The following is a 15,772-nucleotide window of genomic DNA, read 5'->3' as shown; positions in this document are numbered from 1 at the left end:
GCCTGCCGCTTGGCGACGGTGCCGACGAGGCGCTCGCCGCTCTGCGCGAAGGCGACGACTGAAGGGGTGGTGCGACCGCCCTCGGCGTTCTCGATGACGGTCGGCTCGCCGCCCTCGAGGACGGCCATGCACGAGTTCGTCGTGCCGAGGTCGATGCCGATGGTCTTGCCCATGTGGTGTGGTCTCCCGTTCGTGTCTGCTCAGGTGCTGCGGTGAAAATCTCAGCGACAGTGTAGAAGATCTTGCGCGGTAGTCGATGCGCGGGCGCCCGGATCTGGACACGAATACGGGCCGCGGGCCGTCAGCGCCCGGGCAGCCGCCGGCGCACCGCGTCGGCGAAGCGCGCCGGACCCTCGGGCGCGTAGGCGAAGAAGAGCGACGGCTCGGTGAGCTCGAGCTCCAGGACGATCGGCTCGCCGCCGGCGTCCTCGACCAGATCGACGCGCGCGTAGGCCGGCGCCGCGCCGAAGTGCTGCGAGACCCAGCCGACGACGCGGTCGGCGACCTCACGCTCCGCCGCGGTGGCGGTACGCGCCTCGATCGTCTCGGGCGCGAAGAACTCCTGGGTCGGCTCCTGGCCGGGGCTCAGCAGCGCGCCCTTGTGGATCGCGTGCGAGAAGCGGCCGTCGAACAGCAGCATCGCGGTCTCGCCGCGGGTGTCGACCGAGGCGACGTAGGGCTGGACCATCGCGGTCCGGCCCGAGGCGTGGATGCCCTGCACGAGCGCCGCGGCGCGGACGGCGTCGCCGGGCGCCTCGGTGAACCGCGCGGTGTCGCGTGACCCGGCCGAGACGGTGGGCTTGACGACGTACTCGCCCACCGGCGCGACGAACGCCTCGCCGGGCTCGACCAGCGCGGTCGGCACGACGGGCAGCCCGGCGGCGGCGAGCTGGCGCAGATAGCGCTTGTCGGTGTTCCAGGCGAGCAGCTCGGAGGAGTTGACGAGCTTCGGACCGAGGCGGCCGGCCCACGCCAGGAACTCGTCGCGGCGCAACTGGTAGTCCCAAGTGGACCGCACGACGACGAGGTCATAGGGCTCCCAGTCGGCGCGCGGGTCGTCCCAGACCACGAACTCGGCACCGCCGAGCGCGGCCGGCAGGGCGACGTCGTCGGCGTCGCCGTCCGGGAAGAGCCGGCAGGTGGCCAGGGCGACGCGCGGCTCCGTCGCGGCACCGCCGGGCGCCGGGCCGGTCACCGTGGCTGGAACAGGTGGCTCGAGGGACATGATCTCCTCAGGATGCAGGACGGGCAGGCGGGGCGCTGCGCGTGGCAGGTGCGGCGGCCGTGGCGCAGCAGGTTGACGTGGAGCTCGAGCTCGGCGCCGGACGGCGTGAGGGCCAGCATCGCGTCGTGCAGCTCCTCGAACGGCGCGCCCGGGCGCAGCACGTGCAGCCGCATGCCCACGCGCGAGACGTGCGTGTCGACCGGGACGTCGCGCAACCCGTAGGAGAACAGCAGGACGCACGCGGCGGTCTTGCGTCCCACCCCGGGCAGCGCGCACAGGAAGTCCCGCGACTCGGAGACGGGCGCGTCGCGCATCCACCCCAGATCGAGGCCGCCGGCCGAATTGGCCGCCTCGATCGCCACGAGGATGTCGTGGATGCGCTGCGACTTGACCTTGGAGATCCCGCCCGGGCGGATCGCCTCCTCGACCTCGGGCACCGGCGCGTCGCGCACCGCGTCCCAGGTGTCGAAGCGGTCGCGCAGGCGCAGGAAGGCGACGTCGCGGTTGCGATCGTTGGTCGACTGCGAGAGGACGGTCAGCACCAGCTCGGCCAGCGGGTCCTCGTGGGGCGGCGCGCACGGCACGCCGTAGACGTCGCGCAGGCGGTCGCGCAGCCGGGCGACCCGCGCGCGCCCCGGCGCCCGCCACGCCGTCCGTGGCACGGTGGCGAGGTCCGCGCTCACTCCGCCAGCGACCCGTAGCGCTCGGTCGCGCGTGCCGCCTCGGCCACCGCGTCGGGCAGCATCGCGGCCAGGGCCGCGGGGTAGAAGCCCGTGCGCGTCAGCGCGGCGAGCAGCACGCCGGTGACCGCGTCGCCGGCGCCGGTGGTGTCGACGGGCGTGGCGGCCACGCCACGCACCGTGCGATCCACGCCACCGCCGCGCAGGAGCGCGCCGCCGGCCCCGAGCGTCACGACCACGTGCTGCGCGCCGGCGGCCAGCAGCGAGGCGGCCGCGGCCTCGACCTCCAGCTCGCCGGTGAGCGCGCGCGCCTCGTCGGCGTTGGCCTTGACCAGGAACGCGCCGGCGACGCTGCCGCCGACGACCTCCGCCGCCGCCGACGTCGAGCGCCAGCGCTCGGGCCGCAGGTCGGGGTCGAGGACCACCGGCTTGCCCGCGGCGCGGGCGCGGTCGCGGGCCGCCAAGGTCATCGCGCGCTCGTCCTCGGCGACGAGCGTGCTCGAGGAGAAGAAGAGCGCGTCGGCGTCATCGACCGCCGCGAGCAGCCGCGCGCCTAGCGCCCCCAGCGACGCGCGCTCGCCGTAGACCGTGCAGGACGGCGTGCCGCCCGCGTCGACCGTGACGAAGGCGACGGGCGTGGCGCGGCCGCCGTCGCTGCCGAAGTGGTCGAGGCCGACGCCCTCGCCCTGCAGCCGGTCGCGCAGCCAGCGCCCCCAGGCGTCGTCGCCCGCGCCGCCGGCCAGCGCGACGTCCGCCCCGCGGCGCGCGGCGGTGACCGCCACGACGGCGGCCGAACCGCCGACATGCGGCACGAAGGCACCGGCCTCGGCGATCGAGGCCACGGGACGCTCGCAGGTCAGGTCCACGAGCGCCTCTCCCACACAGAGGATTCGCATCGGCCGCCTACGGTACTTGCGCCTCGTGCACGGTCGCCGGCTTGCAGGGGTGCAGGATCCCGACCTGGCGTCGACCGTCTGGTGTGGATAGGGTCAGCGGACAGGTGGCCGGGGATGTCCGTCAACGTCTCCCGGCCGAAGCAGAGCCATCACGGTGGCCCTGGAGAACGACGGGCAAGGACTGCCCGTTCCGCGATCCGCACCCCCGGACCCGGAGACCGAGCCATGCCCGCAGCCACGCCCCCGCCACCGCCCGTCTATGCCCACGTCGCCCAGACGAAGGCCGAGACCGCGATCGTCCGCGAGGTCAACCGCGTCCGCCGGGCGCATCATCTTCGGACCGTGGCGCTCACCACGCCGCTGGCGCGGGTCGCCCGCCAGCACTCGTCCGAGATGCTCCGGCACGACGTGCTGAGCCACAGCTCGTTCGACGGCTCGACGTTCACCACGCGCCTCAAGCGCGCCGGCAAGCGCCGCCAGTACGGCGAGACGCTGGCCTGGGCCCCGGCCGGCTCGGGCGCCACCGCGAAGGTCGTCGTCGGCCTCTGGATGCAGTCGGCCCACCACCGGGCCGTGCTGCTCAACGGCGCGCTGCGGCGCGTCGGCGTCGGCCGCGTCCACGGCGCGATGGGCGACGAGGCCGGCAACGCCGTCACGGCGGACTTCAGCTCTTAGGCGCGCCCTCCAGGCCAATACGCTGCGGCGACCTTGGGTCGCCTCCCCGCCTGGTCTGTGGCCGCGCTGCTCGCGGCGCTGTATCTCGTCGTCGATCCGCCGAGCGCCGACCTCGCGGCGCAGACGTACCGGACGTGGCTGTTCGAGCACGCGGGCCCGACGATCTGGGACAACGGCTGGTACGGCGGCCATCACGTCCCGGCCTACTCGATCCTCTTCCCGCCGCTGGCGGCAGTCCTCGGGCCCCGCCTGGTCGGCGCGCTGGCCGCGGTCGCGGCCGCCTGGGCGTTCGAGCGGCTGGCGCTGCTGGTCGCCGGCGAGCGCGGCCGCCCCGCCGCGCTGTGGTTCGCCACGGCGACGGCCGTCTCGCTGGTCACCGGCCGGCTGACGTTCGCCCTCGGGCTGGCGTGCGCCCTGGTCGCCGTGCTCGCGCTGGCGCGCGGCCGGCCGTGGTGGTGCGCGCCGGCGGGTGTCGCGACCGCGCTGGCCAGCCCCGTCGCCGCCGCGTTCCTCGCGCTCGGCTTCGCGGCCTGGGGGATCACGCACCGCCGCTGGGCGACCGCCGCGCTGCAGTGCGCCGCGACGCTCGCGCCCGCCGTCGCGCTCACCGTCCTCTTCCCCGAGGGCGGCGACTTCCCGTTCACGGCGTCGGCGTTCTGGCCGAGCCTCGCGGCGACGCTGCTGGTGCTCGCGCTGCTGCCCGCCGAGCAGCGCACGCTGCGCCTCGGCGTCGGGCTCTACGCGCTCCTGCTGATCGTCAGCGCGGCGATCAGCTCGCCGATGGGCGGCAACGCGGTGCGCCTTGGCGCCCTCTTCGCCGGGCCGCTGGCCGCCCTGGCGCTGTGGCCCGACCGGCGCCGCACGCTGCTGGTCCTCGTGCTGCCGCTCCTGTACTGGCAGCTCTCCTCGCCCGCCGACGACGTCGTGCGCGCAGCGGGCGACCGCTCCGTGCACGCCTCGTACTACGACGGGATGCTGCGCTTCCTGACCACGCGGCCCGGCGATCCGTTCCGCGTGGAGATCCCGTTCACCGACAACCACTGGGAGTCGGCGCGGGTGGCGGGTGGGTGGGCCCGGATTCCGCTTGCGCGGGGCTGGGAGCGCCAGCTCGACCGCAAGGTCAACGCGCTCTTCTACGACGGCGCGCCGCCGCTGACGCCGGCGCGCTATCGCCGCTGGCTCGACGAGAACGCGGTGCGCTACGTGGCGCTGGCCGACGCGCCGATCGACTACTCGGCGGCCGCCGAGGCGGCGCTCGTGCGCAAGCAGCCGTCCTATCTGCGCGCGGTCTGGCACGACGCGCACTGGCGGATCTTCGAGGTCGCCCGGGCCACGCCGCTGGCCAGCGGCGCCGGCGCGCGCGTCGTCGCGATGGACAGCGACACGGTCGACCTCGACGTCCCCCGCGCCGGCCGGATCCTCGTGCGCGTGCGCTTCACGCCGTACTGGCGGATCGCCCGCGGGAAGGGCTGCGTCGCGCCCGCCGGCGACTGGACCGCGCTGACCATCACGGCGCCCGGGCGCGTCCGGATCGCCACGGACTTCGCCCTCTCGCGGGTGCGGGCGACGGGCCCTCGATGTACGGCGTGACCGCCAAGCAGGCGTTCGGTGAGCGTGGTCGCGCGGGAGGCGCCTCACGCGGTTAGGCCCTGTTAGGTGTGGGCAACCCCCCTTCCGCGGCCCCCGGACCGAGCGCTAGGATCGAGTGTTCCATGCCGGTCGGTCTCACACGACTCATGGGCAGGGTCTTCCCGCACGGTCCGCTCGACGTGCTTCGTCAGGTCCTCCTGTTCGCCAGCGCCTACTACGCGTACCGCCTGACCCGCGGGGCGATCGACGACCCGCAGGGTGCGACCACGGCCTTCCAGAACGCGCGCCACCTGATCAGCATCGAGCAGGCGACGGGGCTGTTCATCGAGCCGACGGTGCAGACGTGGTCGGGCGGCTGGTCCTTCGCGCTCGACGGCGCAAGCTGGATCTACATCAACGCCCAGACCACGATCTGCCTGGCCGCGCTGATCTACATGTACCTGTTCCACAACGAGCGCTTCTACTTCGTGCGGAACATGTTCATCGTCGGGATGGCCATCGCCCTGGTCGGCTACCTGCTCTACCCCACCGCGCCGCCGCGGTTCTTCCCCGAGCTCGGCTTCCAGGACGCGGTCTCGGACTTCACCGGCGTCGACCACAACGACGTCAAGGTCAACGCCCTCTTCAACCCGTACGCGGCCGTGCCCTCGATGCACTGCTGCAATGCGCTGCTGATCGGCTGGTCGCTGGCGCAGATGGTCAAATGGCGCCCGGCACGCATCTTCTGGGCCGTCTACCCGCTGATCATGTGCTGGGTCGTCGTGGCCACGGGCAACCACTGGCTGCTCGACGCGTTCCTCGGCGCCGCGACCGCCGGCCTGAGCTTCTACGCTGCGCGGTGGCTCGCGCAGAAGCGCCCCGAAGCATGGGCCTTCTCGCCGGCCAAAGCGACCGCGTAAGTTCCCCACCACATGTCCTCGTCACCTTCCCCGCGCAGCGGCCGCCGTCCGCTGGCAGCGACCGAGCGCCGTGAGCTGGTCCGCAACCGGCTCATCGAGTCGCGCCTGACGCCCAACGCGATCTCGCTGACCGGCTTCATCCTCTGCGTCGTCGCCGCCGTCCTCGTGGCCGAGCGCCTGTTCTTCCTCGCCGGTCTGACCTTCATCGTCGGCTCGGTCTGCGACACCCTCGACGGCCGGTACTCGCGGATGTCGGGCAAGGGCTCGCCGTTCGGGGCGTTCCTGGACTCGACGCTGGATCGCATCGAGGAGGGCGTCGTGCTCACGGCGGTCGCCGCGTACTTCGCCTCGCGGGACATGCAGTTCGCCGTCGCGGCCTGCGTCGTGGCGGTCCTCGCGTCGCTGATGGTGAGCTACACCCGCGCCCGCGCCGAGGCCCTCGGCGTGGAGTGCAAGGTCGGGATCGCCACCCGCGCGGTGCGGGTCGTGATCCTCAGCATCGGCCTGCTGTTCGCGAAGGGCGCCGGTCTGGCAGACTTCGAGCTGCTCGCCCCCGCCGTGTACGTCCTCGCGGGACTGAGCACGATCACCGTCCTGCAGCGGATCTTCCACGTGCGCAAGGCTCTGACCGAGCCAGCCGCAGCGGCCTAGCACCCGGGCGCGTCGCACCGATTCCTGTAACCACAACCCGCTCGCGGGGTGGTTGACGTCGGACTTCGAGAAAGGCAATACCCCTTGAGCACCATCGGCACCAACGGCGTCACCGCCGTCAAGACCGGCCCCGCCACCAACGGATCCGCGCGCTACCAGCGCGACAAGGTCCGCGTGGCGATCATCGGCGTCGGCAACTGCGCCAACTCCCTCGTGCAGGGCGTCTACCACTACGCCGACGACGAGCACAACGAGACCATCCCCGGTCTCATGCACAACGACCTCGGCGGCTACCACCCGCGCGACATCGAGTTCACGTGTGCCTTCGACATCAACAAGACGAAGGTCGGCAAGGACCTCGCCCAGGCGATCTGGGCCGCCCCGAACGACACGATCAAGTTCACGAGCAAGGTCCCCAAGAAGCTCGACGTCCCGGTCTACCGGGGCATGACGCACGACGGCCTCGGCAAGTACCTGTCGCAGAGGATCACCAAGGCGCCGGGCGAGACCGCCGACATCGTGTCGATCCTCAAGGAGACGCACACCGACATCGTCGTCTCCTACCTGCCGGTCGGCTCCGAGCAGGCGACCAAGTGGTACGTCGAGCAGATCATCGAGGCCGGCTGCGGCTTCGTGAACTGCATCCCGGTGTTCATCGCCCGCGAGGACTACTGGGACAAGCGCTTCAAGAAGGCCGGCCTGCCGGTCATCGGCGACGACATCAAGTCCCAGGTCGGCGCCACGATCACGCACCGCGTGCTGGCCCGCCTGTTCCACGAGCGCGGCGTCAAGCTCAAGCGCACGTCGCAGCTGAACGTCGGCGGCAACATGGACTTCTTCAACATGCTCGAGCGCGAGCGCCTCGAGTCCAAGAAGATCTCCAAGACCAACGCCGTGACCTCGATCGCCGGCCTGGACATCCCCGCCGACGACGTCCACGTCGGCCCCTCGGACTACGTGCCGTGGCTCACCGACCGCAAGTGGGCGCACATCCGCCTCGAGGGCGAGGCCTTCGGCGGCGTGCCGCTGACCGCCGAGCTCAAGCTCGAGGTCTGGGACTCGCCGAACTCGGCCGGCATCGTCATCGACGCCGTGCGCCTCGCGAAGCTCGCCCTCAACAACGGCGTCGGCGGCCAGCTCGACGGCCCGAGCTCGTACCTCATGAAGTCGCCGCACACGCAGCGTCCCGACGACGAGGCGCGCGACGCGACCGAGAAGTTCATCGCCAAGCACCACACGGGCAAGGCGCTGACCGCACCCAAGGGCGCGGCCGCCAAGTCGGCCACCAAGAGCGCGGCGGCCAAGCCCCGCGCCGCCCGCGCGCGCGCCCGCGCCGCCAAGGCGTAGCGCCCGGCGCACACCGAGCCCTGCCAGACGGCCCGCCATCGCGCGGGCCGTCTGCGTTTTCGGTCTATGGTCCTGCGTGGTGACCGGCGCACGCACACCGGAGGAGTGGGGCCACGAGTTCCGGCGGGTCCGGCCGGACCACGAGCAGTTCTGCGCGGAGTTCGCACGGCTCATGCGCGACCAGCTCGCCGCCGCCAGGATCGACTACGCCCAGATCGAGCCGCGCACGAAGTCGGTCGAGAGCTTCGTGGACAAGATCCGGCGCAAGAACGAGAAGTACGCCGATCCGCTGCGCGAGATCACGGACCTCGCCGGGATCCGCGTCATCGCGTACTTCCCCGCCGACGTCGAGCAGATCGGCGCGCTGATCGAGCAGCACTTCGCCGTCGACTGGGACCACTCTCGACGGCAGAGCGGGGCCAGCGACCCGGACCGGTTCGGGTACCGCTCGGACCACTACGTGGTGCGCTTCTCGCCCGACCGCCTCGCGCTACTGGAGAACCAGCGCTTCGCCGAGCACGTCGCCGAGATCCAGGTGCGGACCGTCATGCAGCACGCTTGGGCGGCCGTCGACCACCGGCTGCGCTACAAGAACACCGCCCAGCTGCCCGAGGAGCTGCGCCGTCGGCTGTATCGCCTGAGCGCGTTGCTCGAGGTGGCCGACGACCAGTTCGCGGCGGTCAAGCAGGCGGCCGACGAGCTGGACGCCACCTACACCGAGGAGGTGCAGCGAGGCGATCTCTCCGCGGAGCTGGACGTCCTGTCGCTCGACGCCTTCGTGCGCGAGACCGGGCTGGCCGACCGGTGGGTCCGGATCGCGGTCGACGCGGGGTTCGGTGCGCCATGGGGCGACGATCTCGGCAACCTCCCCCTCCTCGCCCAGTCGCTGTCGTCGCTCGGCGTGGAGCGGCTCGCCGACGTGCAGCGCTTCTTCGAGGACGCCCTCACGTGGGGCCCGCCGTTCCTCGCACAGGTCACGTCCCATGCCGTCCCGATGGGCTTCCTGCCCATGGCCGCGCCGTTCGACGTCCTGACCTTCCTGGCGCTCGCCTGCGCGCCCACCGCGGAGGCGATCCTGGCCACGCCGTACGCGGACCCGATCAAGGCCGCCATCGTCACGCTGCGCCGCTAGGAGACTGTGTCGCTATCGCGACTGGGGACCCACCTCCGGCGGCGACGGCCGGCCGTCGTGGGCCTCGGCCTCGCTGGCCGCCTACGGCACCCCTAGCCACCCCGCTTCGTCGCCTATGCTGACTGGCGTGGACCCCCTGGCGATCGCCCAGGTCTCCCCGTATCCATGGGAGGACCGGCACGAGGTCAACACGTACGTCGGAAGGCTGAGCGAGGAGCTCGCGCAGCGCGGTCACCGCGTCGTGATCGTCGCGCCCTCGCGCGACGAGGCCGCGGTGCGGGCGTCGCGCAAGGCGATCCGCGCCGGCGACGTCCTCGGCGCACCCGGCGAGATCCGGGTCCTGGCGGTCGGCGAGGTGCTCCCCGGCGTGGCCGCGACGGGCTCGAGCCGGGGGCGCCCGGCGGTGCCGATCGACGTCGCCCGCACGGTCGAGGAGCTGCTGCTCTCCACCGCGCTGGACATCTGCCACGTCCACGAGCCGTTCGCGCCGTCGGTCGCCTCGGTCGCGCTGCGCCACTCGCGGGCGCTGAACGTCGGGACGTTCCACGCCCCCGCCGAGCGCGTCGTCGCCACGCAGGTCGCGCGCAAGCTGGTGACGCTGGTCTTCGGCCGCCTCGACGCGCGCCACGCCGCCTACCCTGCCACCGCCGAGCTGATGCGGCGCTTCTTCCCCGCGGAGTACGCCCTCGCGGCGCCCGGCGCCGAGGCGCCCGCGCCCGCGCCGCGCGCCGCGGACGACCCCGTGCGCCTGCTGTTCGTCGACGCCGAGGAGCGCCAGGCGCTGCGGCTGTTCCTGCGCGCGCTGCGCCGTCTGGACCTCTCGGTGCCGTGGGAGGCGACGGTCGTCAGCGCGCAGGGCCCGTCGTCCACCACGCCGATGCGCAGCGAGCTGCGCGAGCGCGTGCGCTTCACCACCGGCGGCGAGGACGAGGCGCTCGCGAGCGCCGACATCCTCGTGGCCGCCTCGGGCGGCACGCTGCCCGCCCCCGCGCTCGTGCTGCGCGCCACCGCGGCCGGGGCGATCCCCGTCGTCTCGCGCCTGCCGGTCTACGAGGACCTCGTCGAGGAGCACGGGCTGCTGTTCGAGCCCGCCGACGTCGAGGTCCTCGGCGCCCAGCTGCGCCGCCTGGTCGGCGACCGCGACCTGCGCCGCCGCCTGCGCGACGCCGCGCCGCCCGCGCGCGCGTGGTCGACGCTGGCCGACGAGGTCGAGGCCTCCTACGTTCAGACCGTCGCGCGGCGCCACGACCCCACGGGCGACCCGGAGCTGTGGGAGCGCCTGCGCACACGCAAGCTGATCGACGTCGACCTGCACATGCACACCGACCACAGCGGCGACTGCGCCACGCCAGTCGAGCATCTGCTGGCCACCGCGCGCGAGCAGGGTCTCGGGGCGATCGCGGTGACCGACCACAACGAGGTCTCGGGCGCGTTCGAGGCCGCCCAGAAGGCCGCCGAGTTCGGCGTGAAGATCATCATCGGCGAAGAGGTCAAGTCCGCCACGCAGGGCGAGGTCATCGGCCTGTTCCTCCAGGAGAAGATCCCGCGCGGGCTCACGCTGGAGGAGACCGTCGCCGAGATCAAGCGCCAGGGCGGACTGGTCTACGTCCCGCATCCGTTCGACCGCATGCACGCGGTGCCCGACTACGAGCACCTGCTGAAGATCCTCGACGACGTCGACGCGATCGAGGTGTACAACCCGCGCGTCGCGATCGGCTCCTTCAACGAGGAGGCCGAGCGGTTCGCCGCCAAGTACCAGATCGTCCGCGGCGCGGGCTCGGACTCGCACGTCGCCGCCGGCCTCGGGTCGGTGCGCATCCGCATGCACGACTTCGACGGTCCGCAGGAGTTCCTCGAGTCGCTGCGCCACGCGGAGATCACCACCAAGTCCGGCACGCTGCTCTACGTGCAGGCGCTGAAGTTCCTCGAGACGCGGGCCACGCCGCGGGCCGCCCGACGGGCCCGCCGGGACCGTCGCGTGAGACGCGCGACCCGGAAGAGCTGATGCGGCGGACGACCGGCAACGACGTCCGGGTCGCGCCCGCAACGCGCAAGGGCTGATGCAGCCGCAGGGGCCACGTCCGGGACCGTCGAATCTCGGATCGTCCATGCCGGCGACCGACGACGAGATCCGCGAGAAGTACCTCGAGCGAGCCATCCGCGAGCTCAACAGCCTGACCCGGGAGCTCCAGGGCTGCCAGTCCTGTCCGCGCGGCGGCATCATGCCGGTGCTCGGCTCGGGCCACCCCCAGGCCGACGTCTTCTTGCTCAAGCACGCGCCGATGCCCTCGGAGGTCGAGGAGGGCGTCGCGTTCTACGGCCGCTCGGGAACGGCGCTGATGAAGGCGCTCAAGCGCCTGCAGGTCGACCCGCTCGCCGTGTACGGCACGCTGTGCGTCAAGTGCCCGGTCGGCGACCCGTCGCTGGCTGACCCGGAATGCGTCGCCCGCGTGATCGAGGAGCTGGCCATCGTCCAGCCCAAGGTGATCGTGGTGATGGGCGACGACGCGCTGAGCGCGCTCAACGACCTCGACGTCCCGCTGGCCAAGCCCGTGGAGTACCTCCCCGGCGTGCGTCAGCAGCTGACGCCCTCCATCGACGCGATCGTCACGCCGAACATCGACGACGCGCTGGACGAGGAGTCCGCCAAGCGGGAGTTCTGGTCCGCGTTCCGGGTCCTGGGCGAGTGGTACGCGGACCTGCCGCCGTACTAGCCCTCGTCGCGCTGGCGCAGGCCTACGTCCTGGCCGCGCCCGAGCTGCCGACCATCACGCCCGTCGATCTGTCGATCGTCGTCGCGTGCACGGCCGGCGCGGCGGCGATCTTCATCTGCGTGGCGGCGATCGTGCCGGTCTCCGACGTCGCGCCGCTGCTCTGGCTGACCACGCTCGGCGCGTTCCTGCTCGTGGCCGCCCTGAACGTCGCCGACGTGGGCGCGGCGGCCACGCCGGTCGAGGCCATCGCCTACGCGGCGTTCGGGGCGATCTTCGCGGCCGGGCTGCTGGCGCCCTCGCTGGCGCTGGCGCTGCCGGTGTTCGTGTCGGTCATCGACCTCGTGTCGACCTTCGCCGGTGGGCCGAGCGAGCTGCTGGCCAACGCCGGGCAGACGCAGCCGGGCGACCCGCTGTCGCTGGAGATGCCCGACTGGGGCACCGGCCTGCCGGCCGGCCGGCTCGGCATCTCCGACGCGGTCTTCGCCGGCGTGTTCCTGGTCTACGCCCGGCGCTTCGGGCTGCGTCCGCGCGCCACGGCCGTGGCGCTGTGGCTGGCGACCGTCGTCGCGATCGTGCTCAAGGTCTGGCTCGACCAGGCGGTCCCGGTCCTGCCGCTGCTGACCGCCGCGTACTTCCTGGTCAACCTGGATCGCCTGCCGGCGCTCGTGCGGCTGGCGAGCCGCGAGTCGGCGACCTGAGCTCCGCGTTGACGGCGCGCCCCCGGGGCAGCAGACTGCTCAGCGCCTGCTGAGCCGGCGCTTCGACGTGCTGACCGCCGTGTCGACGAGCGACGGCCTGGACCTCGTCGCCGAGGCGCCCGGGCGGACGCTCGTGATCACCGATGCGATGCGCATCGAGGGCGGCCGGCGCAACGTCCACGCCGGCATGGAGCTGATCGGGGAGCTCCGCGAGTCGCATCCGGAGGTCCCGGTCGTCGTCTTCGCCGGTCCCGACACCGTGCGCCACTTCCGGCCGGTGTTCCTCGAGGCCGGCGCGCGGGACGTGACCGATCGCTTCGTCGAGCTCGCCGACGTGGTCGCGACGACCGCGCGCCAGCGCTTCCGGGCCATCGTGGGGCAGGCCGTCGGCGGCGCCGGCGGCGCGCCGGACGAGCGTCCGCCCCAGGCCTGGATCCTGGAGCTCCGCGGCGGAACGCGCGTCCGGGTCGAGGCCCGCGACTGGCGCCGGACGCCGACCGCGAGTGCGGTCGACCGGGTGTGGGCCCGTGCTGAGCGCCTGATCCAGGAAGGCCACGTGGCGCGCGTGGTGGTCGTCGTGCCGGTCGACAGGGTGTTGCCTCGGCAGAAGGAGCGAGCGCCCCAGGGCGCGTCGGTGGTCGCGCTGGCCCAGCTCGACGCCCTCCTGGCCGAGCTCACGGGCGAGTCGGCCACGACCTCGGCCTAGGTCCCCAGCCCGATCGGGCGCTCGACGCCCTCGCGGGTCCAGATCTCGGTGGCGTGGTGGATGCGCGCCTCCTGCAGCTCGTACAGCCCGGCGCCGTGCCAGGTCCCCTCGCCGTCGTCGACGACGACCCAGAGGCCGACGTAATGGCCCTCGCTGAGCACCCGCCGCACGTCGACCCGCGTGCGGGTGCCGTGGAGCCGGTAGGCGGTGACGTAGTCGATCGCGCGGTCGAAGCGCTCGCCGGTGTGCGGCCAGCGGATGACGGCGTTCTCGTACAGCTGGGCCTCGGCGGCCTCCCAGTCCTCTCGGCGCAGGGCGCGCCACAGGCGCTCGACGGCGTTCACGCGATTCACTCCATCGTCAGGACGATCTTGCCGACCTTGCCACCGGCCGCGAACGACGCATAGGCGCTGGCGGCGTTCTCAAGGCTGAAGGTCTCGGCGATCGGGACGCGCACGCGGCCGGCCTCGATCATGGGCAGGACGTGGCGCTCGAGCTCGCGGGCGAGCACCGCCTTCTCCTCCAGCGGGCGGCTGCGCAGCGCCGACGAGCTGATGCGACCGCGCTTGTGCATGAGCGCGCCGAGGTTCAGCTCGGCCTTGGCGCCCGCGCCGATCCCGATGACCACGATCGTCCCGCGCGTGTCGAGGGCCTTGACGTTCTCGCCGAGGTTCGGCGCGCCCACGAGCTCGAGGATGACGTCGAACGGCCCGTGCTCGGCGAAGCCCTCGCAGTCGATCACCGACTGGGCTCCGAGCTGGCCCACCGCGTCGCGGCAGCCGGGGGTGCGCACCGTCGCGGTGACGCGGGCGCCGACGGCGGCGCCGAGCTGCACGCCGGCGGTGCCGACGCCGCCGGCCGCGCCGTGGACGAGCAGGCGGTCGCCGGAGCGCAGGTCGCCCTGGCCGAAGAGCGCGTCGTAGGCGGTGGTGAAGACCTCGGGGAAGCCGCCCGCGGCCGGCCAGTCCAGCGCGTCGGGGACCGGCATCAGCTGGCGCTCGTGGACGGTGGCGAGCTCGGCCTGGCCCGCGCCCGCGACGATCGCCATCACGCGGTCACCGGGCTGGAAGCGCGTGACGCGCGGGCCGACCTCGGCGACCTCGCCGGCCAGCTCCAGACCGGGGATGTCGGCGGGGATGCCTGCGCCGGGCGGCGGCGGGTAGAGCCCGCGCTTCTGCAGCTGGTCGGCTCCGTTGAGCCCGGCGGCCCGAACGCGGACGAGGACCTCGCCCGCGCCCGGCCGCGGGTCGGGGTGCTCCGCGACGACGATCTCGCCGTCGCGGATGGTGACGGCACGCATGGACGGCAACCTACCCAACCGCGACCCCGGGCCTCCGCAAACCCGCAACGGGGCCAGGCCCGCGACGAAGCTGCAACGAACCTGTGACGGCCCTGGCCTCATTACCTGCGAGGGAATCGCCGTCGCGCCGCCCGAGCGGCACCGTGGGGTCCATGACCTCCTCCGTCCGAACCCCAAGCCCCGTGGCGCTGGCCGTCCTGCTCGCCGGGACGTTCATGGCCAGCCTCGACACCGCGATCGTCAACGTCGCCGGTCCCGCGATCCAGCGCGACATCGGCGTCTCCGGCGCTGCGCTGCAGCTCGTCATCTCCGGCTACGCGCTCGCCTACGCCGCCCTGCTCATCACCGGCGCGCGGCTCGGCGACGACCACGGCCACCGCCGCCTCTTCCTGGCCGGCCTCGGCGGGTTCACCGCCACCTCCCTGCTCGCCGGCCTCGCGTGGTCGACCGAGGTCCTCATCGCCGCGCGCATCGGCCAGGGCGTCGCCGCCGCCGCGATGGGCCCGCAGGTCATGACCGTCATCCAGCTGCAGTACGAGGGCGCGGCCCGGATGAAGGCCATGGCGTTGCTCGCGACCGTCGTCTCGGCCGGCGTGGTCGTCGGGCAGGTGCTCGGCGGCGCGCTCGTCGACGCCGACCTGCTCGGTGCCTCGTGGCGTCCCGTGTTCCTCATCAACGTGCCGGTCGGCGTCGCGCTCCTGGCGGTCGGCCCGCGCCTGCTCCCCGTCACGCGCCTGCCCCGCGGGCGCGCCATGGACTGGATCGGCGTCGCGCTCATGACCGACGTCATCATCTTGGTCATGGTCCCGCTCGTCTTCGGCCACGAGGTCGACTGGGCGTGGTGGACGTGGGCCTGCCTGGCCGCCGCCGTGCCGACCGCGCTGATGCTCGCAACGCACCTGCGGCGCACCCGCGCCCGCGGCGGCGCGCCGGTGGTGGACTTCGGCCTCTTGGCCCGCCCGCGCTTCGGGCTCGGCATGGCGAGCACGACCGCGGTGATGATCGCCTACGGCGGCTTCCTGTTCACGCTCACGCTGCACCTGCAGCAGGGGCTGGGCGACTCCCCGCTGCGCGCCGGGCTGACGTTCGCGCCCTACGCGCTCGGGTTCGCGCTGACGTCGCTGACCGTGCCGGCGCTGGCGCCGTCGGTCGGTCGCCTGCTCGCGCCCGCCGGGCTGGCGCTGAGCGCGGCCGGCTACCTCGGGCTCGGCCTCGTGGCGCGTGACGGCACGTGGAGCGACGCCGAGGCGCTGCCGCTC

The 15,772-nt window shown here is 73.1% G+C and carries 17 protein-coding genes; 11 read left to right on the top strand and 6 right to left on the bottom strand.

Going from position 1 to position 15,772, the window contains the following annotated elements; all coding sequences use genetic code 11:
• The 4 genes from VK501_RS20015 to VK501_RS20000 all read right to left on the bottom strand — a co-directional run.
• Positions 1-173 (bottom strand): Hsp70 family protein (locus VK501_RS20015; RefSeq protein ID WP_324340504.1); only part of this gene is annotated, 173 nt, incomplete at its 3' end.
• 128 nt (positions 174-301) lie between these two features.
• Positions 302-1,225 (bottom strand): hypothetical protein, encoded by a 924-nt coding sequence (locus VK501_RS20010; protein ID WP_324340501.1) that lies wholly within the window; start codon positions 1,223-1,225, stop codon positions 302-304.
• Complete coding sequence (locus VK501_RS20005; RefSeq protein ID WP_324340499.1) at positions 1,192-1,908, bottom strand: DNA lyase; 717 nt, start codon at positions 1,906-1,908, stop codon at positions 1,192-1,194. The genes VK501_RS20010 and VK501_RS20005 overlap by 34 nt, the downstream gene beginning before the upstream one ends.
• Positions 1,905-2,801 carry a carbohydrate kinase family protein gene (locus VK501_RS20000; protein ID WP_324340497.1) on the bottom strand — a complete coding sequence of 299 codons (897 nt, stop codon included), beginning with the start codon at positions 2,799-2,801 and terminating at the stop codon, positions 1,905-1,907. Before VK501_RS20000 ends, VK501_RS20005 begins: the two co-directional genes overlap by 4 nt.
• Positions 2,802-3,026: 225 nt before the next feature.
• Here VK501_RS20000 and VK501_RS19995 point away from each other — a divergent pair, with 225 nt between their 5' ends.
• The 10 genes from VK501_RS19995 to VK501_RS19950 all read left to right on the top strand — a co-directional run bounded on the left by VK501_RS19995 (position 3,027) and on the right by VK501_RS19950 (position 13,213).
• On the top strand, positions 3,027-3,476 hold the full coding sequence (locus VK501_RS19995; RefSeq protein ID WP_324340494.1) for a CAP domain-containing protein: 450 nt from the start codon (positions 3,027-3,029) through the stop codon (positions 3,474-3,476).
• A gap of 33 nt (positions 3,477-3,509) precedes the next feature.
• On the top strand, positions 3,510-5,066 hold the full coding sequence (locus VK501_RS19990) for a hypothetical protein (protein ID WP_324340493.1): 1,557 nt from the start codon (positions 3,510-3,512) through the stop codon (positions 5,064-5,066).
• Between the two features lie 122 nt (positions 5,067-5,188).
• Entirely contained in the window at positions 5,189-5,965 is a 777-nt protein-coding gene (locus tag VK501_RS19985; RefSeq protein WP_324340491.1) for a phosphatase PAP2 family protein, read from the top strand.
• Positions 5,966-5,977: 12 nt separating this feature from the next.
• Positions 5,978-6,616: a CDP-alcohol phosphatidyltransferase family protein gene (locus tag VK501_RS19980; protein ID WP_324340489.1), complete on the top strand. Its 639-nt coding sequence runs from the start codon at positions 5,978-5,980 to the stop codon at positions 6,614-6,616.
• 174 nt (positions 6,617-6,790) lie between these two features.
• Entirely contained in the window at positions 6,791-7,963 is a 1,173-nt protein-coding gene (locus VK501_RS19975; RefSeq protein WP_349261045.1) for an inositol-3-phosphate synthase, read from the top strand.
• A gap of 79 nt (positions 7,964-8,042) precedes the next feature.
• Positions 8,043-9,095 (top strand): hypothetical protein, encoded by a 1,053-nt coding sequence (locus VK501_RS19970; protein WP_324340485.1) that lies wholly within the window; start codon positions 8,043-8,045, stop codon positions 9,093-9,095.
• 127 nt (positions 9,096-9,222) lie between these two features.
• Positions 9,223-11,100 (top strand): PHP domain-containing protein, encoded by a 1,878-nt coding sequence (locus VK501_RS19965; RefSeq protein ID WP_324340483.1) that lies wholly within the window; start codon positions 9,223-9,225, stop codon positions 11,098-11,100.
• 103 nt (positions 11,101-11,203) lie between these two features.
• The gene (locus VK501_RS19960) at positions 11,204-11,809 is read left to right on the top strand and encodes a uracil-DNA glycosylase family protein (RefSeq protein ID WP_324340481.1); all 606 of its coding nucleotides are present in this window, start codon (positions 11,204-11,206) and stop codon (positions 11,807-11,809) included.
• On the top strand, positions 11,782-12,507 hold the full coding sequence (locus VK501_RS19955; RefSeq protein WP_324340479.1) for a hypothetical protein: 726 nt from the start codon (positions 11,782-11,784) through the stop codon (positions 12,505-12,507). The genes VK501_RS19960 and VK501_RS19955 overlap by 28 nt, the downstream gene beginning before the upstream one ends.
• A gap of 67 nt (positions 12,508-12,574) precedes the next feature.
• Positions 12,575-13,213, top strand: a complete 639-nt coding sequence (locus VK501_RS19950; protein WP_324340477.1) for a hypothetical protein — start codon at positions 12,575-12,577, stop codon at positions 13,211-13,213.
• Here VK501_RS19950 and VK501_RS19945 read toward each other — a convergent pair.
• Together VK501_RS19945 and VK501_RS19940 are read right to left on the bottom strand one after the other, a co-directional pair.
• A complete protein-coding gene (locus VK501_RS19945) occupies positions 13,210-13,557 on the bottom strand; it encodes a nuclear transport factor 2 family protein (RefSeq protein ID WP_324340475.1) in 348 nt (115 codons plus the stop codon). The genes VK501_RS19950 and VK501_RS19945 overlap by 4 nt on opposite strands.
• Before the next feature lie 5 nt (positions 13,558-13,562).
• Positions 13,563-14,513, bottom strand: a complete 951-nt coding sequence (locus VK501_RS19940) for a zinc-binding dehydrogenase (RefSeq protein WP_324340473.1) — start codon at positions 14,511-14,513, stop codon at positions 13,563-13,565.
• Between the two features lie 152 nt (positions 14,514-14,665).
• On the opposite strand from VK501_RS19940, the gene VK501_RS19935 reads away from it, so the two are divergent.
• Positions 14,666-15,772: MFS transporter (locus VK501_RS19935; RefSeq protein ID WP_324340471.1), on the top strand; the 1,107-nt coding region annotated here is incomplete at its 3' end.

The sequence above is a fragment of the Baekduia sp. genome, from assembly GCF_035318805.1.
Taxonomy (GTDB): domain Bacteria; phylum Actinomycetota; class Thermoleophilia; order Solirubrobacterales; family Solirubrobacteraceae; genus Baekduia.
This window is presented reverse-complemented; position numbering and strand designations above follow the sequence as displayed.